The 20,307-nt window shown below is 34.7% G+C and carries 21 protein-coding genes and 5 pseudogenes; 10 read left to right on the top strand and 16 right to left on the bottom strand.

Annotated elements, in window-relative coordinates; all coding sequences use genetic code 11:
• Positions 1-281: 281 nt before the first annotated feature.
• The 4 genes and pseudogenes from HFC68_RS08900 to hxlA all read right to left on the bottom strand — a co-directional run bounded on the left by HFC68_RS08900 (position 282) and on the right by hxlA (position 2,773).
• Positions 282-1,619 (bottom strand): annotated as a pseudogene (locus HFC68_RS08900) (glucose-6-phosphate isomerase).
• Positions 1,603-1,905, bottom strand: coding sequence for a hypothetical protein (locus HFC68_RS09385; protein ID WP_256677797.1), 303 nt, complete (start codon positions 1,903-1,905; stop codon positions 1,603-1,605). Before HFC68_RS09385 ends, HFC68_RS08900 begins: the two are co-directional and overlap by 17 nt.
• A gap of 44 nt (positions 1,906-1,949) precedes the next feature.
• Positions 1,950-2,132 carry a hypothetical protein gene (locus HFC68_RS09380; RefSeq protein ID WP_256677792.1) on the bottom strand — a complete coding sequence of 61 codons (183 nt, stop codon included), beginning with the start codon at positions 2,130-2,132 and terminating at the stop codon, positions 1,950-1,952.
• Positions 2,133-2,146: 14 nt separating this feature from the next.
• Complete coding sequence (gene hxlA, locus HFC68_RS08890; RefSeq protein ID WP_167399837.1) at positions 2,147-2,773, bottom strand: 3-hexulose-6-phosphate synthase; 627 nt, start codon at positions 2,771-2,773, stop codon at positions 2,147-2,149.
• A 127-nt stretch (positions 2,774-2,900) separates the two neighbouring features.
• On the opposite strand from hxlA, the gene HFC68_RS08885 reads away from it, so the two are divergent.
• Entirely contained in the window at positions 2,901-3,290 is a 390-nt protein-coding gene (locus HFC68_RS08885; protein WP_138492879.1) for a helix-turn-helix domain-containing protein, read from the top strand.
• 15 nt (positions 3,291-3,305) lie between these two features.
• On the opposite strand, the gene HFC68_RS08880 is transcribed toward HFC68_RS08885, so the two are convergent.
• Positions 3,306-3,842, bottom strand: a complete 537-nt coding sequence (locus HFC68_RS08880; protein WP_178084811.1) for an IS3 family transposase — start codon at positions 3,840-3,842, stop codon at positions 3,306-3,308.
• Positions 3,843-4,132: 290 nt separating this feature from the next.
• On the opposite strand from HFC68_RS08880, the gene HFC68_RS08870 reads away from it, so the two are divergent.
• From HFC68_RS08870 to HFC68_RS08860, 4 genes are all read left to right on the top strand, one after another.
• Positions 4,133-4,381: a GlsB/YeaQ/YmgE family stress response membrane protein gene (locus tag HFC68_RS08870; RefSeq protein WP_056947903.1), complete on the top strand. Its 249-nt coding sequence runs from the start codon at positions 4,133-4,135 to the stop codon at positions 4,379-4,381.
• A 15-nt stretch (positions 4,382-4,396) separates the two neighbouring features.
• Positions 4,397-4,522, top strand: a complete 126-nt coding sequence (locus HFC68_RS09375) for a hypothetical protein (RefSeq protein ID WP_256677793.1) — start codon at positions 4,397-4,399, stop codon at positions 4,520-4,522.
• Positions 4,523-4,671: 149 nt separating this feature from the next.
• Positions 4,672-6,036 (top strand): sugar porter family MFS transporter, encoded by a 1,365-nt coding sequence (locus HFC68_RS08865; protein WP_167399835.1) that lies wholly within the window; start codon positions 4,672-4,674, stop codon positions 6,034-6,036.
• A 23-nt stretch (positions 6,037-6,059) separates the two neighbouring features.
• Positions 6,060-7,085 carry a polysaccharide pyruvyl transferase family protein gene (locus HFC68_RS08860; RefSeq protein WP_167399834.1) on the top strand — a complete coding sequence of 342 codons (1,026 nt, stop codon included), beginning with the start codon at positions 6,060-6,062 and terminating at the stop codon, positions 7,083-7,085.
• Here the strand turns inward: HFC68_RS08860 and HFC68_RS09370 are convergent.
• From HFC68_RS09370 to HFC68_RS08845, 3 genes and pseudogenes are all read right to left on the bottom strand, one after another.
• Entirely contained in the window at positions 7,082-7,354 is a 273-nt protein-coding gene (locus HFC68_RS09370; RefSeq protein ID WP_256677794.1) for a transposase, read from the bottom strand. The two genes, HFC68_RS08860 and HFC68_RS09370, sit on opposite strands and share 4 nt — an antisense overlap.
• A gap of 91 nt (positions 7,355-7,445) precedes the next feature.
• Positions 7,446-8,044: pseudogene (locus HFC68_RS08850) on the bottom strand (site-specific integrase).
• A 273-nt stretch (positions 8,045-8,317) separates the two neighbouring features.
• A complete protein-coding gene (locus HFC68_RS08845) occupies positions 8,318-8,785 on the bottom strand; it encodes an AlwI family type II restriction endonuclease (protein ID WP_256677795.1) in 468 nt (155 codons plus the stop codon).
• 71 nt (positions 8,786-8,856) lie between these two features.
• Between HFC68_RS08845 and HFC68_RS08840 the strand changes: the two are divergent.
• A pseudogene (locus HFC68_RS08840) lies at positions 8,857-9,293 on the top strand (recombinase family protein); the annotation flags it as partial.
• Between the two features lie 130 nt (positions 9,294-9,423).
• Here HFC68_RS08840 and HFC68_RS08835 read toward each other — a convergent pair.
• The 3 genes and pseudogenes from HFC68_RS08835 to mobQ form a co-directional block, all read right to left on the bottom strand.
• Positions 9,424-10,371, bottom strand: coding sequence for a magnesium transporter CorA family protein (locus HFC68_RS08835; RefSeq protein ID WP_167399833.1), 948 nt, complete (start codon positions 10,369-10,371; stop codon positions 9,424-9,426).
• A gap of 383 nt (positions 10,372-10,754) precedes the next feature.
• The gene (locus tag HFC68_RS08830; protein ID WP_167399832.1) at positions 10,755-10,952 is read right to left on the bottom strand and encodes a hypothetical protein; all 198 of its coding nucleotides are present in this window, start codon (positions 10,950-10,952) and stop codon (positions 10,755-10,757) included.
• A gap of 223 nt (positions 10,953-11,175) precedes the next feature.
• Positions 11,176-13,233, bottom strand: a pseudogene (mobQ, locus tag HFC68_RS08825) (MobQ family relaxase).
• Between the two features lie 272 nt (positions 13,234-13,505).
• Here mobQ and HFC68_RS08820 point away from each other — a divergent pair.
• Positions 13,506-13,715 (top strand): hypothetical protein, encoded by a 210-nt coding sequence (locus HFC68_RS08820; protein ID WP_167399831.1) that lies wholly within the window; start codon positions 13,506-13,508, stop codon positions 13,713-13,715.
• Positions 13,716-13,737: 22 nt separating this feature from the next.
• Positions 13,738-14,016, top strand: a complete 279-nt coding sequence (locus tag HFC68_RS08815; RefSeq protein WP_167399830.1) for a hypothetical protein — start codon at positions 13,738-13,740, stop codon at positions 14,014-14,016.
• Here HFC68_RS08815 and HFC68_RS08810 read toward each other — a convergent pair.
• The 4 genes and pseudogenes from HFC68_RS08810 to HFC68_RS08795 all read right to left on the bottom strand — a co-directional run bounded on the left by HFC68_RS08810 (position 14,006) and on the right by HFC68_RS08795 (position 16,983).
• Positions 14,006-14,676, bottom strand: a pseudogene (locus HFC68_RS08810) (AAA family ATPase). The gene HFC68_RS08815 and the pseudogene HFC68_RS08810 overlap by 11 nt on opposite strands.
• 1 nt (position 14,677) lies before the next feature.
• A complete protein-coding gene (locus HFC68_RS08805; protein ID WP_167399829.1) occupies positions 14,678-14,875 on the bottom strand; it encodes a hypothetical protein in 198 nt (65 codons plus the stop codon).
• Positions 14,876-15,042: 167 nt separating this feature from the next.
• Positions 15,043-15,321: a replication protein gene (locus HFC68_RS08800; RefSeq protein ID WP_167399828.1), complete on the bottom strand. Its 279-nt coding sequence runs from the start codon at positions 15,319-15,321 to the stop codon at positions 15,043-15,045.
• Positions 15,322-15,441: 120 nt separating this feature from the next.
• Positions 15,442-16,983: a primase C-terminal domain-containing protein gene (locus tag HFC68_RS08795; RefSeq protein ID WP_167399827.1), complete on the bottom strand. Its 1,542-nt coding sequence runs from the start codon at positions 16,981-16,983 to the stop codon at positions 15,442-15,444.
• A gap of 652 nt (positions 16,984-17,635) precedes the next feature.
• Here HFC68_RS08795 and prgP point away from each other — a divergent pair.
• Both prgP and HFC68_RS08785 read left to right on the top strand, forming a co-directional pair.
• Entirely contained in the window at positions 17,636-18,535 is a 900-nt protein-coding gene (gene prgP, locus HFC68_RS08790) for a ParA superfamily DNA segregation protein PrgP (RefSeq protein ID WP_055126653.1), read from the top strand.
• Positions 18,522-18,842, top strand: a complete 321-nt coding sequence (locus tag HFC68_RS08785) for a hypothetical protein (RefSeq protein ID WP_167399826.1) — start codon at positions 18,522-18,524, stop codon at positions 18,840-18,842. The genes prgP and HFC68_RS08785 overlap by 14 nt, the downstream gene beginning before the upstream one ends.
• 483 nt (positions 18,843-19,325) lie before the next feature.
• On the opposite strand, the gene HFC68_RS08780 is transcribed toward HFC68_RS08785, so the two are convergent.
• Entirely contained in the window at positions 19,326-19,982 is a 657-nt protein-coding gene (locus tag HFC68_RS08780) for a recombinase family protein (protein ID WP_055126654.1), read from the bottom strand.
• Between the last annotated feature and the right edge of the window lie 325 nt (positions 19,983-20,307).

The raw sequence follows: 20,307 nt of genomic DNA, 5'->3' as shown, positions 1-20,307 counted from the left end.
ATGGAGTCATTGATCGGCGTTATATGTTGACATATTGTAGATTGTAAAATTAATCTGAACGACGTTCGGATTAATTTTGCAATCTACCTTTTAAAATAAATTTTTAAACAGTTACCGTTAAAGTAACTTATTCCTCGTGTTAGTAACACGGGGGATTTTTATATAGACGTTTTTAAACCCCCGTTGCGCAATTAAACTGAACTTATATTTCTAAAACATACTAATTAATAAAAGGCTAGTTACTGACCAATTTTTGGTTAGTGACTAGCCTTTTATTTTATTCATAAGCGTTGTTGTAACTGATAAGTAATATCTTCGTATCCTGGCTTCCCCAACAATCCAAACATATTGCGCTTATATGCCTCCACGCCTGGTTGGTCAAATGGATTAATTCCATTCAAGTAACCAGAAATGGCAACATCTACTTCAAAGAAGTAGATGGCTTGTCCACCTCAATAATCATGTTAGGTACACCACCGTCAACGGGGCCAACAAGGTTCCTTCTGAAGCAGTACGGTTAACGTAGCTCATCTTCTCACCTTGCAAGTAACCCAAACCGTCGTCAGAATCCATTTCTGGAATCACAACGTCCGTCACTGGCTCAGTTACGCTGAACAACGTCTCAAACAAGTTGCGACGGCCGTTTTGGATGTATTGTCCGAAACTGTGCAAGTCCGTTGATAAGTTTCCAGTCGCTGGGAAGATACCCTTGCCGTCCTTACCTTCTGACTCACCTTGCAATTGCTTCCATCACTCACCGAATTGAACCAACGTTGGATCATAGTTAATCAACAATTCTGTTGTATAACCCTTCCGGTACAAGATGTTATGGTAAGCAGCGTATTGGTAAGCCGGATTATTTGCCAAATCGGCATCAGCGTATTCCGCTTCACCAGCAACTGCTCCAGCCATCAATTGCTCGATGTCACCACCAGCAGTTGCAATTGGCAACAAACCAACAGCCGTCAAAACTGAGAATCGTCCACCAATACCATCAGGCACAACGAACTCTTCGTAACCTTCTGTATCAGCCAATGTCTTCAAAGCACCACGTTTTGCATCAGTCGTTGCATAGATGCGCTCACGAGCGCCTGCAACACCATCTTTCTCTTCCAACATTTGCTTGAACACACGGAATGCAATCGCTGGCTCAGTCGTCGTTCCTGACTTGGAAATCACGTTAACTGAGAAGTCACGGTCGCCAATTACCTTGATCAAGCTGTTCAAGCAAGCTGGTGCAATTGAGTTTCCAGCAAACAAAACTTGTGGGAAGTCACGTTGCGTTGCTCGTCTAGCAAGTAGTTATTGAAATATTCGTTCAAGAAGTCAATTGCCGCACGAGCGCCCAAATATGAGCCCCCGATTCCAATAACAACCAAAACCTTTGAGTCTGATTGGATCTTCTTTGCTGCTGCTTGAATACGAGCAAACTCATCATTGTCGTATTCAGTTGGCAAGTGAAGCCAGTCAGTGTAGGTTGAACCAGCCCCAGTCCCCTTACGTAGCATTTCATCCGCAACTGTAACCATTGGTTGCATCATGGAAATTTCTGCATCTAAAATAGATTTTTCTAGATGTTGGGTCTTAAATTTTAATATAGAGTTATTCAAGATTAGCATGCCTCTTTTTTAATTCGAATTCGGAAATATTAAATTTATTCATATAGTTCATGACAAATAAATCTCCATATAACCAAACAGATTGTTCAAATAAACTTCCCATTGGCTGTTGTGTTATGTCGTTATTAGTAAACTTACTTTTACCTGATAGTATAGTGTCATAGTCTGCTTTTTTATAGATTGTATTATGCGTGTTTGTACTCCATAGCCAAACTTTCGCACCAATATTTTTTGCAGTATCAACATATTGAATTAATTGACTCGTTTCTCCAGATGAAGAGGCAATAATTAATAAGTCTTTATCCTGAATAGCAGGTGTAGTTGTATCTCCTACAAAAAAGTCTCTTTACCTAATTGCGCAAGGCGCATAGCAAAAGCCTGTAATGCTAGTCCTGAACGTCCAAATCCCGTCAAAAAAATTCTATTAGTTGAATTGATAACCACTAATAACTCATCGGAAATATTTTTATCTGAATTATTATTTAGTTCATAAAGTATGCTTTCCCAATTCATAACAAACTCCTATATTATCCAAGCAATTTCTTGAATTCAGCTGCGGCTGTGGCTGGATCATCTACTGTAGAAATTGCTCCACCAATAATTAATAGATCTGGATTAGCCGACTTAATTTCCTCCGCTGCTGTTAATTTAATTCCACCAGCGATTGCGGTCTTTGTATTAGAAACATTGTTCTTAATGATATTAAAGGTTTCAAAGGAATCTTGACCCAAGGCTTGTAGATCATACCTTGTATGAGTGCCAATATAATCTGCTCCAAAAGCATCTATTTCACGAGCACGGGTTGCAACGTCTTGGACCCCAATCATATCAACCAACAACTCTTTTCCAGCTTCATGAGCTGCTTTTACAGCGTCCTTAATAGATTGATCTTCGGCAACACCTAAAATCGTTGTAATATCAGCTCCGTAAGCAAATGCCTGGTTCACTTCATATGAAGCGACGTCCATGATTTTCAAATCAGCAAGTAGCGTAATCTCTGGAAATTCTGCACGAATTTTTTTTAGTCCTTCAAGTCCAAAATTAATTACCAAGGGGGTTCCATATTCAAAAACATCAATACTATCTTTCGTCTTTTGAATTAAATCAATGGCTCCTTGGACATCTTCTAAATCAATTGCTAATTGTAGTTTCATAATAAAATAACACCTTTTTTTTTAAGAATATATATACATTATTTACCTTACTGGTAAAACTTAATAGAGGGCACTTCAAAGTAACCTAGTGTCTCTTTATATTTATTGTTCATAAAGGAGTAGTATGATGTCAGATTATTTTCGAAATACTGTTATGAAAAAACTTAGTAATGGTGATTTTGATTGTACTAAAGAATTTACAGTATCAATGTTTAGCGGTAAGCATAAATTATTAATATTATGGATCTTAATAAATGATGGGCCACATGGCTTTTCATATTTTATGAAAAATCTGAAGGGCATCAGTAAAAAAGTTTTATCAAACCAACTGAATGAGTTAATGGCGGACCAAATTGTTTATAAACGAGAATACTTAACTGGTAAAGTAAAACACACTGAATATCAACTAACGGATATAGGAGAAACTTTAATTCCCATCATAGTTGCTTTAAATGACTGGGGAGAAAATAGACTAAAGCAGGTTACTTTAGTGAAAACTTTTAATAATGATTTATAGATTTTTATCTGCTGTTTAAGATGCCAGCAGCTTGCCCACATTAAAATAATCGTTAAATGTAAGTGTATAGTAAAATTTTGGCGGATTAACCTGCTCAGGAGTCAATAGATTGGGCTTTTGATCAACAGTCACCACAGTTTTGGGCTTGCGATAACGTTTTTGCATGCGGAATTTATTCCCTAATTCACGCATCAATTTGAGTGTTATATACTCAGATACTTTCGGCCCGTCGGTTTGTTGACTATAAGCAGCAATACGACGATAGCCATAAAATTTAAAGGTTTTCCAAACGTCTAAAATATAAGGTTTTAGGGATTCTCTACGCTTTGCTTGTCGACTGGGCTGCCAATGGCGCCAGTTGTAATAGGTACTAGGTTTGATTTTAAGTGCACTTAAAATACGCACAAGCGCGTAGCCTTGTGCTAAAAATTGATTAACTAGCGGCAATCCCACATTACGGACTATTTTTTGGCTAGTAAGATGGACGCTCGCTTTAAAATTTCGTTTTCTTCCTCCAAAATAGCGAGACGCTTTTCTAATTGCTTGACCCAAAGAGCAATAGAATCTTTTGAAGGCCCGAATACCTCTGCCAATGATTTAAGTTAACGTCCTTCTTGGTGAAGTTTAACCAGTGAATCTTTAAAATCTTGTGAATAACGAATTGACATAAAAATACTCCTACACTTTCATTTTACGGACTGAATAAAAATAGTCCATTTTTTTAGTATAAGAGCATTAAAAACTTGAAAATATCTTGTATCAATTTGTGTAAGCATTATTAAACCATATTATTTAGTAAGTGATATAATTATAATATTTTAGAACCAAAAGGAGAATAGAAAATGGGTATTATTTGGACCTTAATAGTCGGTGCAATAATTGGAGCAGTAGCCGGAGCGCTTACTAGTCGAGGTGCTGCTATGGGTTGGATTAGCAATATACTTGCTGGATTAATTGGCTCATGGTTAGGCGAAAGTTTGTTAGGTAACTGGGGGCCTAGTCTTGCTGGCATGGCATTAGTGCCTTCTATCATAGGGGCAGTTATTCTAGTAATTATTGTTTCTTGGATCACAACTCGAATCAAACATTGAAATAAAAGGGAAATTTTGATCATAGCAGAAGAAAATAATGAAGTAGAAAAGCAAAATAAAAAAGATGATCCTAAATCTAATGATAAAGAAAATATTTTTGATCATAATGATCAGACTGCAGATTATAGGAAGGCAGACTAGAATCATGGGATTTTAGATTACTACGCGAGCCCTAAATTGCTTTTACAGTGTTTGGGCTTTTTTTTTAAGCGAATATTTTTTTGAAATTAGAAACTTTTTAGGAATTTGATGAAAAACAGTATAGAAAATTAAAGAAAGAAAAAAGAAAAATGACGAGTAAAAAACCTAATTTAAAATTTTTGAATTATTGTGTTTATGTAATATCTTTGGGAGGCTTTTTATTTGGTTACGACACAGGAGTAATAAATGGAGCGCTAGCTTTTATGAGCCGTCCAGATCAACTTAATCTTAACCCTTCCTTACAAGGCGTAGTATCGAGTTCCCTTGTAATTGGTGCTTGTATTGGAGCATTAGGATGTGGGAAGATAGCCGATCAAGTAGGGAGGAAAAAAACGCTACGCTTGATTGCAATTATTTTTACCATATCAACCTTTCTTTGTGCATCAGCTATTAATTTCTGGTTCATGGCTATTTTTAGATTTATTTTAGGGATTGCCGTGGGAGCGGCATCGAGTCTTTCACCAATGTATTTAGCTGAAATATCACCAGATAATTTACGCAGTGCGAATGTTAATAACAATGCTATTTTTATTGTTCTTGGTCAACTCAGTGCCTTTGTTGTCAATGCTATTTTAGGAAACATCTGGGGTCATTGGGGTCCTATATGGCGTATTATGGTCTTATCTGCGGCAGTTCCATCGGTGATTTTATGGATTAATTCATTTCGAATCAGTGGAAGTCCGCAGTGGCTTTTGTTCAAAAGACGAGTTAATAAAGCTAGACAATTATTTCGTCGGTTAGGGTTCAGCAATACTAAACAGCTCGTAATAAGTGGAACTGAAACGATTGATGAATCTGATGACCAAGAGTTTAGCTGGTCGGTTGCTTTGAAAAATAAAAAATTACTTTATTTATTAACTACCGGAATAGTTATTGCGTTGATTCAACAAATTTCTGGTGTTAATACCGTCATGTATTATGGCACGATTTTACTTGAAAATGTGGGAATGGGGGCCGGAGGCTCACTTTACGCAAATATTTTAATAGGTGTGGTGTCAGTTATTGCTAGTATCTTTGGTACGCGTACGATTGAAAAAGCTAATCATCATAAAATGCTAGTTATTGGTTTGATTGGCAATGTCGTTTTCTTAGTACTATTAGGTTTGATTATGGAAACAACGATGTTTCCGCAGACCATAACAAATATATTGGTACTGATCGCTTTGACTTTATTCTTGGCCAATCATCAAGGTATTGTTAGCCCGGTCACATGGTTATTATTAGCAGAAATGTTTCCGGGAAAAGTTAAAGCACAATTTATGTCAGTCGCAACAGCGACAACGTGGATTACTAACTTTATTATTAGTTTAATTTATCCGCAGCTTATTGCATTGTTAGGAACAGCTATTGTTTTCTTCGTCTTTGCACTAACCAACGGTCTTAGTATCTTGTTATCCGTTATATTTGTGAATGGTCGTAAAATGAAAAAAGCATATGAAAATGCTGAAGTATAAAAATGAAAGGGGTATTAATTCACATGGCAAACTTTTATGTTAACACAACAGAGGTTGTGCACAAACTTCCTAATAATGATCGACCAAAATTTTACATGTTTGGTGTTCCAAGCTACACGAACATGGGGGATCAAGCAGTTTCGTTAGCAGAACGAAAATATATTGAAAACGAATTCCCCGAATATCAATATATTGAAATTATTGAAGAAGACGATGACTATGCTATTCCCATTGTCCAAGAGCATTTACAGTCCTCTGATATTATTGCGTTTACTGGCGGGGGAAATATGGGTAATTTGTACCATAATCATGAGGAGGCACGGCGTAAGGTTTTTTCAACTTTTGTGAACAACCTGACAATTTCATTTCCTCAATCAATACATTTTGAAGACAATGAAGATGGTGAGATTGAAAAACAAAAGAGTCAAGAGGCTTACCGGAAAAATCCTAATCTCGTGTTAGTGGCACGTGATGCTCAAAGTTTTCATCGTATGCAATCAACGTTTGATAACCCAGTCATTTTCACACCTGACATGGTTTTATATATGAATTCTGTCAACTGGAAGTTCAATCGAAATGGGGCTTTATTCGTTTTACGGCATGATTCAGAAAAAGTTGTTAAAAAAACTACGATTGACAATATAAAAGATATTTTAGGAAATGAACGCCCTGTAAAAAGAGTTGATACCGTTCTAGATGAACCACAAAAGATAACACCTGTTACTCGGGAGACATTATTTGATTCAGAACTAGAACTATTCTCGCACCAGGAAATAGTTATTACAGATCGCTGGCATGCAATGATATTTTCCGTTTTAACAGGAACACCTTGCTTGTTATTTGGAAATAGTTATGGAAAAGGAAAGCATGCCTATATTGATTGGTTAGAGCACGTCGACTGGATCAATTACACGGACGAAACTGACGTAGAGCGTATAGAAGAACTGTTACAACAGCTAATTTCGCAAAAGCGGCACGATTACGACGTAAAAAATGATTTTCGTCAATTACGTGATTTAATTAAAAATAATATGCACAATAAGAACTAATAATTATTGATTATCAAAAATTGAATATCAAAATTATTGGTAATAAAAAGAATAGAAAATGTATGGGCTATAATGGATGATCTTATACTAAAAAAATGGACTATTTTTAGTATAAGATCAGTTGGGATTGATTTGAGATTTTTGACCCAGCCCGTAACCGTTTGTACAGCCAAATGATATTCATTGGCCAGCGAATTAGCAGAGCGACCCTCGTTGTACAAGGCAACAATTGATGATTTAAATTCAGTTGAGTATCTCTTAGCTTTCATAATAAAAAAAACTTATACTTGATTATCTCGGATTATGCCCTAGAAATAAAGCAATCCGGATTTTCCGTATACGAGCAAAATTTTTTATAGGTTAACCCAAATCAATTTGATCTAACATCGTTTCGCGACTAGCTTGGTCTGATCCGAGATAAGTCAGGGTCATGGCCTCACTCGAACGATTCAATAAGTGCATGACTAAACCAATATTGTAGTTTGATTGCGTATAAACGCGATAGGCGCCTGTTTTACGCATGGTATGTGTGCCCAGATAGTTGGATAGTTGATGCCTAAGAGATCACCAACGCGTGCCATCACCTTGTAAAACTGCTTCTCAGTGATATGACGGTCTGGATGGGCCGTTGAGGGAAATAACCAGTCTGGATTGATATTCTGTTGGACTAGCCAATCATGATATTGTAGCAAGTATTGTTGGACAGGCTTTAGATACAATGTATTCGCCTTACCTGTCTTTTTATCGTGAATAAGGGCTGTGTTTTTGACCGAACCATCAGGATTGTAGACGTCTGATTTCTTCAACGTCATGACATCACTCACACGTAGTAGCGTGGCCTTACCAACTTGAAAAATGGTGTAATTCCGGCGACCAGCACGGAAACTATCGAGTAAAGTGTCTTGTACCCTCTTTAAGACGTTGGAGTCTTTGATGGGTAGGACAATTTGTTGCACCATGATTCATATATACCTTTCTGAAAATAATTAAATAAATAATTAATTAAATTGTTTATTTATTGATGACCAGGACCGTATTTATAAACTTCTTTTATGGTTTATTATAGCATTTATAAAAAAATAGCCCCCAATATCTAAAGAGTAGATATTGGGGGCTATTTTAATAGGTTTTCACAGGGGTGATTATGTAATTATAGACCCTGAGTTAAGGAATGTACTGATGTTTTCTAGTATAGTCCCTAGTCTGAGAATATTTGTTGTATTTTTCTGTATTTAGTTATTCAATGATATCGAGGCTAATATGTCAGTCTTCCAATCAGCGTCGAAATCAGTTTCGATTAGTGGATTATATGAAGTATCTACGGCACCCCAAATAACCTTTTCGTTTACACCTTTATCATGTAACCATTTAATCAACGTATCAATTGTCAGAGGATATATGGTTGCACGAACAGAGCGATGTTGGACAGCGGTTTCCTCTAAATCGGTTGCAGCCACAGAACGCCAAATATTTTCGGTGTTCTTATCAACAGCGTCAGTAATGAAATATGTTTGAACCGGAACAGTGCGACTAGCAGAAAGATTAACGGTATGCCTGAGTACTGGTTCCCACTCCCCACGTTTAATGGCATTCTTATCTATCAATGTTACTTCAAGCAATAAAGTACGATCCTTGTATTCTATGGTAATGTCACCAGAATTATCATCTTGCTTCTTCTTTTGTCCTCCTGCTTGTGCCACAGGTAACCCTTCTGAGTCCAGCGTAAGGTTCATTGACTATCGCAAACTATACTCCTCCTCTGAAATGTAATACCAGGCAACCGCAATTTGAAAAACTGGTCCTTCTGATTGAACCCAATGACACATTGATCATCACAAAGTTAGATCGTTTTGCTCGTAATACTAGAGAAGCATTGAACTTGATTGATGACTTATTGAAAGAAAAAATAATGATTAAGATTTTAAATTTAGGAACGATAGATAACACCCCAATTTGGCGTATGATTGTCAGAACTTTGCTATCGGTTGCGGAGATGGAGCGTGATATGATTATCGAGCGTACGCAAGCCGGTAAAATATTTGCAAGCCAACACAATCCCAACTATAAGGAGGGTAGACCCAAAAGAAAAAAGATAGCCGGAATATGGCTATCTTTGAATATTCTAACTCTCATACTGTGAAGGAAGCCGCTGAAGCTTTTAATATTTCTCCGCGCACAGTGCAATACATTAAAAAGCTATTTAGATAAATAACAAATACCACTGTCTATTTATATTACAATTCCTGACAAAAGCTATTAAATTATTGAAAGGAATCAGCCTTTTAAAAAGTCAACAAAGCAATTCTGCTTTAAATCATATTAGGGTATCACAAATACTTTAATATTTTTTGCGTCGCAACCAAAACCAGCAAATTAGGCTTAGTATAACAGAGATAATCAGCACAGCAAAAAAACCATAAGAAGATTTTTCAAACGGGACATCGACATTGATTCCCCAAAAACCAAAAATAATCGCTGGAATAGTCAAAATGATTGATATCTCTGTTAGAGTTTTCATAATCATGTTTAGCTGATACGAAATCATATTGTTTATCATATTTTCCAAATTGTCCAAATATTGGCCGTAACCTAAAATGATTCTATCCATTGTATCACTTGTATCGTATAACTCATCAATTATTTTTTTAGTACTAAAATCAATATCGTCAATAGTTGTGAAATTTTTTTTAATGAAATCAAGCGCTTTATGGTTAGCTTTATAAGTTGATGACAAAGCTATCCTGTATTTTTGAAGAGTCAATAAATCACCAAACGTTGGTCTGAGTGGACCGGACGTTGATATTTTTGAGTCTAAATCATCAATTTTTTCCTTGATTCCACGAAGGTCGTTAAGCATCACATAGAAATCTTTTTGCATGATCTTTAAAAGTACTTCCTCCGTGAAATTATTGACATCACGTAAAACCATATTGGATAAGAGTTCGGAAATGGAATTTAATTTGTGGTTTGTAAAAATTATCAACTTATTTTTAAATACCAAGAAAACAACAGATGTCGTCAGATTATCTAGACGCCCACCTTCGTGTATCTCGGGAAACAAAAAACTTACGAGCAAACTTTTTTCATCGTTCCGATCTATCATCGTGTCATATGCAACTTGATCATCAAACGTTAGTATATTGCCTATTTTAAGGTCATATTTATGTTCAAAAGATTCGATATATTCTCGTTCGTCACCATAAACATAAACAACAGAAGAATTTTTGATATTTGATTCTGACGAAACTAATAATGTATCTTTTGTTAAAGAATAATTTTTCAGCATTGTAATCCTCCTGCTTTATATTTTTCTCAAAAATAAATGCGTAATTGTTGTGAAATAAATACGTTATCAGTTTTAAAAACATTTTGTCTTATGTATGATAACCTGCCAAAAATTTTATCTCACACATTATCTGGACAATCTTGTCTCCAGCTTCTAATGTATTATCTAATTTATAATTATAGCCCCTAAATTAAGGAATGTTTTAGTGACCACCTAGGATCATAGTTAACTCATAGCAAAACTCCTGGTATTTTACTTAGAAGTCAATAAATTAATTGGACTGCTTTATGGTGGTAAGTTATGGCGTATTTTAACACCTTTAATTATAAGGCACAAAAAAAAGCGACACAATTGTTGAGTTATGACCTGTTTGAGTTCAAATATTATATCCGACTTTCGTAAAAGCCGTCATATACTTCCGCTTTAATAACATCTATATCTGTACCGCCATTATCAACGTATTTTAGAATGTTATACAAAGAATTATGCAAATATTCAGCTTCAATTACTAATTCTTTTTTACTCATATCACTGTATTCACCTAAATTATGTTCATCATAGCACTCATCAAATATACTCAATTAGATCCCACCTTTTTAAATATTTTAAATAAACGTATTACATCAATAATTTAGACGTCGTCATTAACTATTTGGTATAATTACCTAATCTATTAACTGAAAGCGTGCTTATAATGCGTTTCTCAAACATCAAAACATAAAAAAGCACCTATTTCTAGGCTTTTTCACGAAAATGGTTACGGTGTAACTATATATTTTTACATTTTCGAATTCGCCTACTACTTTATCTGTGAATCGTACCACCACGACGTCCATGTTTATGATGTTGACGTTTCTTTTTATCTAACTCGTATTCCAATTCCTCTTGTGCTTTCCTTTGTTTGTTCAGCTCATAATCTTGGGTATTTGAATAAAGCACGCTCATTAAGGCATCTGATAATAATGTACTCATATACTTTATTGGAGTATTTTCATTATAATTAACGGCTCTGTACCCTTCTATATTCTCTTTTCGGAAATCATCACTCCTTAAATTATGTTGTTTTACTGCCTGCTTAGCCTGTTCAATTTACTTAGCAGAAATATTTTTATCTTGTCCTGCTTCACCAATAAACAACTGTTGTGTGCCTCTATTGTTCAACACACATAACAAATTAGCATTTTTAATCCCATCTGGTTTAACCTGTCCGCTTAAATAAGCAAGTCCTTGTACATGCTCTTGCGTTGTAAATTTTTCTGGTGGATTGTTTTTTAGACGGGTTATATCCTGTTTCTCCAGTGGTTGAAGCTCAGGATTGTAATAAATAACTGACGTATATAATCGCTCTTTTCCAGTCATTTTTACTTTGTTTAAGTCTATATCAGGAAAAGACTTGGTTAGAACGCTGTTGTATTGTGTATCAACCACTTTTTTAACTTCATTAATTGCTGAAAGTTCTTTAATGCTTCGCTTTAATACGTTTTGTTCATTTTCTTCAAAACCGTTTAGTAAAGCACCTTTTGTTAGCTTAATATCTTTAAAGCGGTAGCCTTTTTTAGCCAAAATATCGCTAGTATTTTCCTTGACTCGCTGTTCTTGCTTTTCAAGCATTAACCAACTAACGAATGGACGCTTAGTAAATGTTAGAATTTGTTGATTTATAATATTAGTTCTTATCATTGCCAAGCGGTCTTTTAATTCATTTCCTGCAAATACCTTTTGTTCACTATCTGTTTCTTTAATTAGTTCACGTTTTTCTGCCATTGTTACCCGTTCAAAATCAATATCAGGGTAAAGCTTTCTAACGGTTCGATTAACTACTTTATCTAGCAACTGATTAGCTTCTGCTAATGAATTTTCTTGTTGATTAATAGTTATTAGTTGCTTTGTCATATCCTGTCCAATTGCTTGCTTAATCATAGTGCTATTTTTCCAATTAAATAGCATACGTTGTTTTTCGTCTAAATTTTCTAGGCTAACAAATGTTTTTAATTCTTTACTTAGTTGAGAAACCATACGTTTCTCATCAAACGAATAATGACGTTGTAGGGTTTGTATACGACGTTCATTATGAATTTTATCATTCACATTTTTTACTTCTGATTTTGCTTGACGTTGTAGCTTAACACTACGGTTAAATTCTTGGCGATTTTCTCTCTGTGAATTAACCCCTTCATGTTGCGTTGCAACTTCATCTATTCCCTGTTCTTCATATGACTTTTCACTAATACGGTCTAGTAAATTTTTAGCCTCTAAAACTTTATTAACAGCGGTAGCCCAATTGTGACGCCATTCAGTTATTTTTTCTTTTTTATCCCAATCAACTAACCATACTTTTCTTTGTTTTGGAAAGCCACTTTTAGTAAATGTTTTATTTCCATTTTTATCTAAAATATATTGTGTTTTTGCCTTTAATCCCCATGTTCCGTCAGGATTAAACGGGCGGTTTGTTAGCATAACATGCGCATGCGGATTATCTGTATTATCTCTGTGAATAGCAACATCTGCTACCATGCCTGCATTAACAAAATTTTCTTGTACATACGCTGTCAATAATTCTTTTTGTTCTGTGTTTGGTAATTCAATCGGTAAAGCAACATTAAATTCTTTTGCGTAACGTGAATTTGCTTTACGGTCTTTGTCTTCAACTTCATTCCATAATTTTTGCCTATCTTTTGCCCAATCAGGGGCATTTTTCGGGGTTAAAATAAATACTTCTGGTTTAATATCTCGTGGATAAGAATAAGTTTTCCCCTCTTTATCAGAAAACAACTTTTCGCCACTTCGATAACTCGCACTAGCAACCGCACTACGCATTTTTCCTGCGCTTATATTTTGAAAACTCATATGAAAAATTGCCATGCTGTTGTCTCCTTTCTTTTGAGGGTTTGGTTTTTGGTTTTTGTTGTCACCATCGGCGACTTCTGATACAGGTTTTTTAGGGGTTTTAACACGACATAGATTTTCTATGTGTAAGTGCGCATTGACCTCATTTCACTCGGCCTACTGATCACCTAGACTCTCCATTTAGAGTAGATCCTCCGCTTCGCTTTTTCAACTTTTATACTTTGACTTGGCGTTTTCATTATGACGTAGTGACCGTGATTATTTATAAAACGATTGGAGGAATCCTCATGTCTCAAAGTAATTTAGAAAAACAAGAAGCTAAATTAGAACAGCTTAACAAAAAAATTAAAGAAGAAAAATATAAAATTGAACAACGGCTAGGTAAACAAATTATCAGCCAAGCCAATTTGGAGTATACTAATTTATCTAATGACCAGATTAAGCTTTTAGCCAAGCAATTTTCTGAATTTTTAAAGGAAAAGACTGTAGATCATTAATCATAAGAGATGAGGAAATTCCATGCCTAATCAATATGAAAAATTAGTTAAACAACAAGCACGTTTAAAGCAAAAAATTGAACAAGAAGATTTTAAATTACGGCGATCTAAATACTATGAAAACCGCCAAGCACGTAAAGCCCGTTCTCGCCGACTAATTCAAAAAGGAGCCTTACTCGAAAAATACTTTCAGGCTGATAACTTATCAGTCGAACAAACCGAAGAGCTTTTAAAAACATTTGCCGATTACGTTAATTCCCATAAGCCGAATAAGCTCAAAAACGATCAGCCTAGTAACTAGGCCGATCGTTTTTATTTTCTGAATCATTCATGGGATTTCTAATTTTTAAATCTGGATTATTTTTAACAAAGTCATTTAGTTGCTTTTAAATGGCGGTTTCAAAGGTAATTTTTGGATTTATCCAAAGAAAGTTACGCAAATTATTTTTGATCACCTGGTCATGATCTCGTCTGTAAACTGACACAAATTTTTGGCTATTATCATAGATCACGACATTATCAGCTTTGAATGCGACTGTTGCTAAATAACGTTTTTCAACAACTTCATCTGGTACACCGTGCCCACCTTTTTGACCCGTTCATGAACCCGATTAATTGCTACTTTTTTGTTTTTTAACGCCACGTATAAAAGCGTGACCTCAAACCCATTTTGGTGAGCCCGCTCGATTAAATTTAATTGTGCCTTTCCTTGCCCAGATAAGGTTGTTTCAACATGAATACTCTGCCCAGTATTTAAAGCCGCGTGGAGTTGTTTTATTTCTTCGCGCATCGCCCTAAAGTTATCACGATTTTTATGCCAATCGCCACCCATTTTTTGGAGGATTTCATCGGTATTTAATCGTTTGGAGTGAGTAAATAATTCGGGTCTCGCGCGATATAAAGTCTTTTTACCAGCGCCGCTTATCCCAGCCAAGATGATGTATCTCTTTGGCTCACTCATGTTAAATCACGAAATGCTTGTCATTGATAATTTGCTCTTGGCGTTTATCTAAGAGGTAAGTGTGTAACGCGTCAAACAGTTTGCATTTATCAGGATCTGGATTATGGGCTGCTTGCTCCCAAATGCCTTGAATATCGACTGCCCAGGGGTCCGTCAACAATTGCTCTATTTTTTCGACTTCTTTGCTGGGTTTGATCATTTAAAAGGCTCCCTTCACTTTCACTTAGTTCAGTCATCGCCAATTCAGCCACTCAAGATGCCTATTTTCGCTTCTAAGCGATTTTAAAGCGATTTTAAAGCAGTTTTAATAAATTATGCACTTGCAACACTTAAAACGGCTTAAACGAGCCCATATGACGTTTAATTTCAAGCACGCTCATTGTCAGTGTTCTGTTCTTCGGGGTGTTTAGCCGCTTGTTTATTCCACCAAATCCCAAATAGGTTTTGCATGGTGCCGTATAAGTAGTTCTCCACGTTCTTGATATGCTTCTCATTGCTTCTTAGGGCGTTAAAGTAGCGTCTTAAGGCTTTAGTCATCAAAGGTTTTAGTTCTTCGTCGTCAAGCGGGATTAGAACCCCAATATCTTGATGATCCTTTTCAACTCGGTATTTAGCATTTAAGATAATGCCAATAAATTGATGCATTTATTTAAGTTAGATACATATTATATGTACGAAGGCATTTCATTTACACAAGATTCTTGACGCTACCTATCTAAGAGATAAAAAATCTAAGGGCAATTGGTAGCACTAAATTAAGAGATTTCACCCCGTACTTATATTGGTTCCAAATCTATCTACTTCATCATCAATTCCTTCAACATCTGAGAATACGCTTTGTTCCTCAATATACTGCCTATTCTGTAACTTCAAAAAAGCCTCAAGGTAATTAACCCAAGCTATTGATTCTGCTTCTCTTTTCCGATATAAAGCTCTTAATACCATTTCTAAAGTTGCAATTTGTGACGCTTGATTTCCTTTCCCCTTTTTTACAATTAGCTTATTAGATGAAATGGCTTGTTTCATCACCCTATTCAAGGTTGAGGGAGAAATATCAAGAGCATCACGAATAGCCCTGGTTGACATAATAACTTTGTCTGCTCCAGAGCTAACTTTATTAATTAGTTCAATCACATCATTTAGCCATTCTGACACGTGACTATAGACGCGTTCTGTGCGAGGCTTCGCCCACTTGTACCATTGAACGTTACGTTCTTGCACCACAATGCGCTTCTCATCAGGTGTTGCCCAGGTATCTATTAATTCATCAATATAAAGTTTAGATGCACCTTTATAATTGCCAGAATAAGCGTCACGGACGCAACGCTGCATATCTCGTACGTCTAAAGGATCTTCAAGGTATGAATTAAACTCATCTAATAAATTGAAGGCATCGTTTTGGTTTTTTCCAGAAGAGTAGCACGCTAAGGCCAGTGTAAGTATAGTATTGTGACGTCCTAGCCCTTGACCTGGTTTAATGTTGTGCTTTGTCAACATAATTCTAAACCAAGCTTGATCGGTTTGTTTTCTATATTGAGAATGCGGACTATTAATTACTTTTAGATTGCTCTTACGCTTTTCCTTACTTTTTTGTGTGACTGACTTACTCCACATTAAAAAACCAGCAAATGAGTAGGTCAATTCTGGTTCAAAAAAAATAATATTATCTTCCCGCGGGATCCGAAAAATTCCAAAACTATTACATCCTACATCAGTAGCAGGTATTTTTTCCATAATCGTACCTTTTATATTTTCAGAAATCTTTCTAGCCGCGCTTAAAACAGGCATACTACCATTTTTATGTTTTGATAAAAATGCTGGGCGATCCAAGATATAGTAAATTTGATACCCTTTATCAGTTTTTAAGACAAGTGTGGGTAGAATATGGTCATCTAAGACTATGCTGCTATTAACCAGATTCAGATTTCGATCTCTATCTAGAGCATCTTTAAAATCAATATCAACTACAAACGCATTAATTTGGCTTAGATTACGTTCTGAATGCCCTTTAATATGTTTACGGCTGTTATCATATCCTAACCAATTAAAGGTATTAGGTGTCCAATGTGTTAGTGTCTCAATGTTTTCTATTAATGCTTCTTCAGAAGTCACGACAAAACCCATGTCACGACTCATTGATGATTTATTACGAAAAACAGCAATTGAACCAGTCTTATTATCGTTATGTACTTCTTGATTGAGTTGAACTAGTTTACTATTTTTTGGTTTATATTTTTTTAAACCATTATGTAAAATAAGACTAATTGCAGACCAAGATTTGTAGCTTAATTTTTCCGTTACGGACATAATATTTGCACTCCTTTCAGAACGATATTAACCAAAGGTAGATTTGTTTTGAAACAAATAGTAGTTAATGCCGTTGATTAACTCGAAAGAAAAAGTGAACCAGCATATCACTGATCCACTTAGAGTTAACAGAATCAAGATGTGCCGTTCAAAGCCATATTAATCCGCAAATCATGTCATTATCTATGTTCTATAGCAGTATTGAATTTTAGAGAAAAATAGCATACAATATCCTATGAATAAGTTTTATGAACATTTATTTTCTTTATATTTTTTTGCGGGTCGCTGTGAATGCCAGTTCACAGTGGCTTTTTTTATTTTCTTTTGCACTTACAATAACCTACCCAAAAACCTATGTCAATCGCATTTTTGAAAAAAGATACTTTTACTATTGTATAAAAGTATCTTTTTATCTTTATATCTAAAGATACATTTATCTTTTTATCTTTAGATAAATGTATTTCTTGATTTGTCGCTGTTTATTGTCCATATTTTTATATCTTTGTATCTTTAGATAAAAAGATAAACTTATCTAAGGATACTTTTATCTTTTTATCCTTGTAAAATTTTTTTTTTATATTATAATAAAAGTGCAAAAGGATACTTTAACAGAAAATAAAAATCATTTACTTATTTATATTAGGAGGCAAACATGCCACAAGTTATTATTAACGCACAACAAAAAGGCGGCGTTGGGAAAACAACTGATACTGTTATGGAAGCAATCGTAGCTTCTACAATATTTGATAAAAAAGTATTGGTGATTGATACAGATTTACAAGGTAACGCTACAGATTTTTTAGGCCGAACCTTTAATTTAAAGAAAATAGATTACACACTTATGAGATGCTTAGAAATAGGCGACTTAAGTAAAGGTATTGTAGAGTTAAGCGATAATCTCGATTTGATCGGTTGTAAATATGATATGCGTAAATACGGGGATTTTCTTATAGAAAAATTTGATAATATCTATGACCGTACTTTTTATATGTCAAACCTATTAGACGCCATCAAAGATCGTTATGACTATATATTTATAGACGTTCCACCTTCAACAGATTTAAAAGTTGATAATGCAATGGTTTGTGCGGATTATGTTGTGGTGGTCCAAGAAACACAACGATTCTCTTTTGATGGATCTAAACGTTTAGTATTTTCTTACCTACAAAGTTTGGTTGATGATTTTGGATCGAAGGTAAAAGTACAAGTAGCAGGCGTTTTGCCTGTACTCCTTCAGAATCGAAGAGAGTTACACAAAAAAATTGTTAACGACACAGTCTCTTTCTTTGGTCAAGATAATGTGTTCAACACAATCATCTCAAACCATGCAAGGTTAGAATGGTATACAGCACAAGGTATACAATTTAATGATTTTCACGACAAAAAAATGTTTGCACTTTTTGCGGATATTTTTTGTGAATTAGAAGAAAGAATACAAGCCTTTGAAACTCAGGGAGATATATCTGACTACATATATAAACGTCGTTACTTGACAAAAGACAACAAACTTACGAAGCTTGGAAAGGGGTTAGATGTTAATGGGCTTAATTAATCGAGGAAATAAAGAAACCGAATCACCAGAAGCACTCCATTCAGCTGATGTCAGTAGAGATACATCTTCTCTTAATCCAAAAACAACGGAAACAAGGAAATGGACTGGAGCAGAGAGGAAAAATGTTAAAGTGGCTCCGCCTGTCTTAGATTTAATAAAAACAATGTGTAATATGACCGACAAAAATAAACCAGAATCGAAAGCATATGGTTTAGTCAGTACGGCTGTAAATGAATATCTAAAAAATCACTTTACTGAAAGAGAACAAGAAATTATTAGGAATAGCATCGAAATTAAATACCGGTAATACAATTTCAAAAAGACGTTATTAGAACTTACTTATTCTAATAACGTCTTTTGTATCTTTATATCTTTATATCTTTATATCTTTAGATACAAAGATACTTTTGAACTAAACTATTTTTTTAAGCTCACTTGAGTATTTCTAATTGGATACCTAATTTAAAAAAGGGTAGATTGTACTATATCCTTGTATCTTAAGATACAAGGATATTTAGATATAAAAATTGAAATGACATATTAATAATGTAACTAGTGTTTAATGTTTAAATTACTAAGCTGCTAAGCTATTGGTCTTGCCATTTATATATGCTTTATTAAAAAGTATCTAAGTATCTTTAGATACAAAGATACTTAGATATTTAGATACTTTTGATATCTAGTACTTTTCACAATAGATATTGAAAATCTATTATAAGAAATTTTTTAAGAACTATAAACTGCTTTAAATTAACATTGATAACGATAGTTGCAATATACTCATCATCCTCTATAAATCATTAATCGACCTAGCATAGTCTCGAATTCGATAAACCTGTGTTCGTCCGATACCAGTTTCTCTGGAAATTTGAGCAATACTTTTTCCGTTCTTTATTCCGTTTAAAACCCCATTATATATGAAGCGTTTTGAACCATTTGGAGCATATTCTTTTTTTCTTCCTTTATATATGCCCTTTGTCTTAGCTATTTTTATTCCCTGACTTTGCCTTTTTAAGATTTTTTGGCGTTCTTCTTCTGCCGTATATTTGTATATTTCCAATACAAGATTTGTTAATAGAGCTCTTAAATTGCCGTCTTCAACACCTGCAAACGTAGGTAAATCTAGAACATCCAAAACTGCTCCTCTCCGTCTGATTTTATCAATAACATCTGTTAAATCACGCGAATTACGCCCTAAGCGATCCAAACTTATTACTGTAACTACATCGTCATCATGAATATACTCCAGCATTTTTTTTAACTTTGGGCGTTCCATGTTTTTACCAGAAATTTTCTCTTCAAATATTTTTTGAACTCCGGCTTTTTTTAAAGCAAAGATTTGACGGTCTAAATTCTGATCAGTGGTAGACACTCGTGCATATCCTATTTTCAATTTTTTGACTCCCTTTTTAAAGTATTTATGTGACAACTCTATTGTGTCATACATAAATACCGAGATTTCAACAAATTAATTGTAACACAATAGGGTACACTCTATTGTTACATCTATACTGTTGGTTTAATATTATAATATAGCTTATAAATTTGATTTGAACTCTAATCCGAATTAAACAAATTAAAGTGTAATAGTTCACACGTTAACACTATTAACCTCCACTTAAGGCAAGTTTTTATATCTTTTAAAGGAACCATAAATAATTATATTCCGTTACATTATTAAGGTAGCGTCAAGAATTGGATTGAAGTCAATATTTGAGACAGATTTTAAGAGACATTCAGAACCGCGTTTACCTTCCACAGCTCAAATAAAT

Origin of the sequence: Pediococcus sp. EKM201D (assembly GCF_011800215.1) — a bacterium.
GTDB classification, from domain to species: domain Bacteria; phylum Bacillota; class Bacilli; order Lactobacillales; family Lactobacillaceae; genus Pediococcus; species Pediococcus pentosaceus.
The sequence above is the reverse complement of the archived record's forward strand: the minus strand, read 5'-3'. Positions and strand labels throughout refer to the sequence as shown.

Excerpts from the sequence above, each read along its gene's own strand:
- HFC68_RS08835 (WP_167399833.1), bottom strand. The coding sequence starts at position 10,371 with ATGCTGAAAAATTATTCTTTAACAAAAGATACATTATTAGTTTCGTCA.
- HFC68_RS08865 (WP_167399835.1), top strand. The coding sequence starts at position 4,672 with ATGACGAGTAAAAAACCTAATTTAAAATTTTTGAATTATTGTGTTTAT.
- HFC68_RS08860 (WP_167399834.1), top strand. The coding sequence starts at position 6,060 with ATGGCAAACTTTTATGTTAACACAACAGAGGTTGTGCACAAACTTCCT.
- hxlA (WP_167399837.1), bottom strand. The coding sequence starts at position 2,773 with ATGAAACTACAATTAGCAATTGATTTAGAAGATGTCCAAGGAGCCATT.
- HFC68_RS08815 (WP_167399830.1), top strand. The coding sequence starts at position 13,738 with ATGCCTAATCAATATGAAAAATTAGTTAAACAACAAGCACGTTTAAAG.
- HFC68_RS08870 (WP_056947903.1), top strand. The coding sequence starts at position 4,133 with ATGGGTATTATTTGGACCTTAATAGTCGGTGCAATAATTGGAGCAGTA.
- HFC68_RS08785 (WP_167399826.1), top strand. The coding sequence starts at position 18,522 with ATGGGCTTAATTAATCGAGGAAATAAAGAAACCGAATCACCAGAAGCA.
- HFC68_RS08885 (WP_138492879.1), top strand. The coding sequence starts at position 2,901 with ATGTCAGATTATTTTCGAAATACTGTTATGAAAAAACTTAGTAATGGT.
- HFC68_RS08800 (WP_167399828.1), bottom strand. The coding sequence starts at position 15,321 with ATGCATCAATTTATTGGCATTATCTTAAATGCTAAATACCGAGTTGAA.
- HFC68_RS08780 (WP_055126654.1), bottom strand. The coding sequence starts at position 19,982 with ATGTATGACACAATAGAGTTGTCACATAAATACTTTAAAAAGGGAGTC.
- HFC68_RS08805 (WP_167399829.1), bottom strand. The coding sequence starts at position 14,875 with ATGATCAAACCCAGCAAAGAAGTCGAAAAAATAGAGCAATTGTTGACG.
- HFC68_RS08795 (WP_167399827.1), bottom strand. The coding sequence starts at position 16,983 with ATGTCCGTAACGGAAAAATTAAGCTACAAATCTTGGTCTGCAATTAGT.
- HFC68_RS08820 (WP_167399831.1), top strand. The coding sequence starts at position 13,506 with ATGTCTCAAAGTAATTTAGAAAAACAAGAAGCTAAATTAGAACAGCTT.
- HFC68_RS09380 (WP_256677792.1), bottom strand. The coding sequence starts at position 2,132 with ATGAATTGGGAAAGCATACTTTATGAACTAAATAATAATTCAGATAAA.
- HFC68_RS09370 (WP_256677794.1), bottom strand. The coding sequence starts at position 7,354 with ATGAAAGCTAAGAGATACTCAACTGAATTTAAATCATCAATTGTTGCC.
- prgP (WP_055126653.1), top strand. The coding sequence starts at position 17,636 with ATGCCACAAGTTATTATTAACGCACAACAAAAAGGCGGCGTTGGGAAA.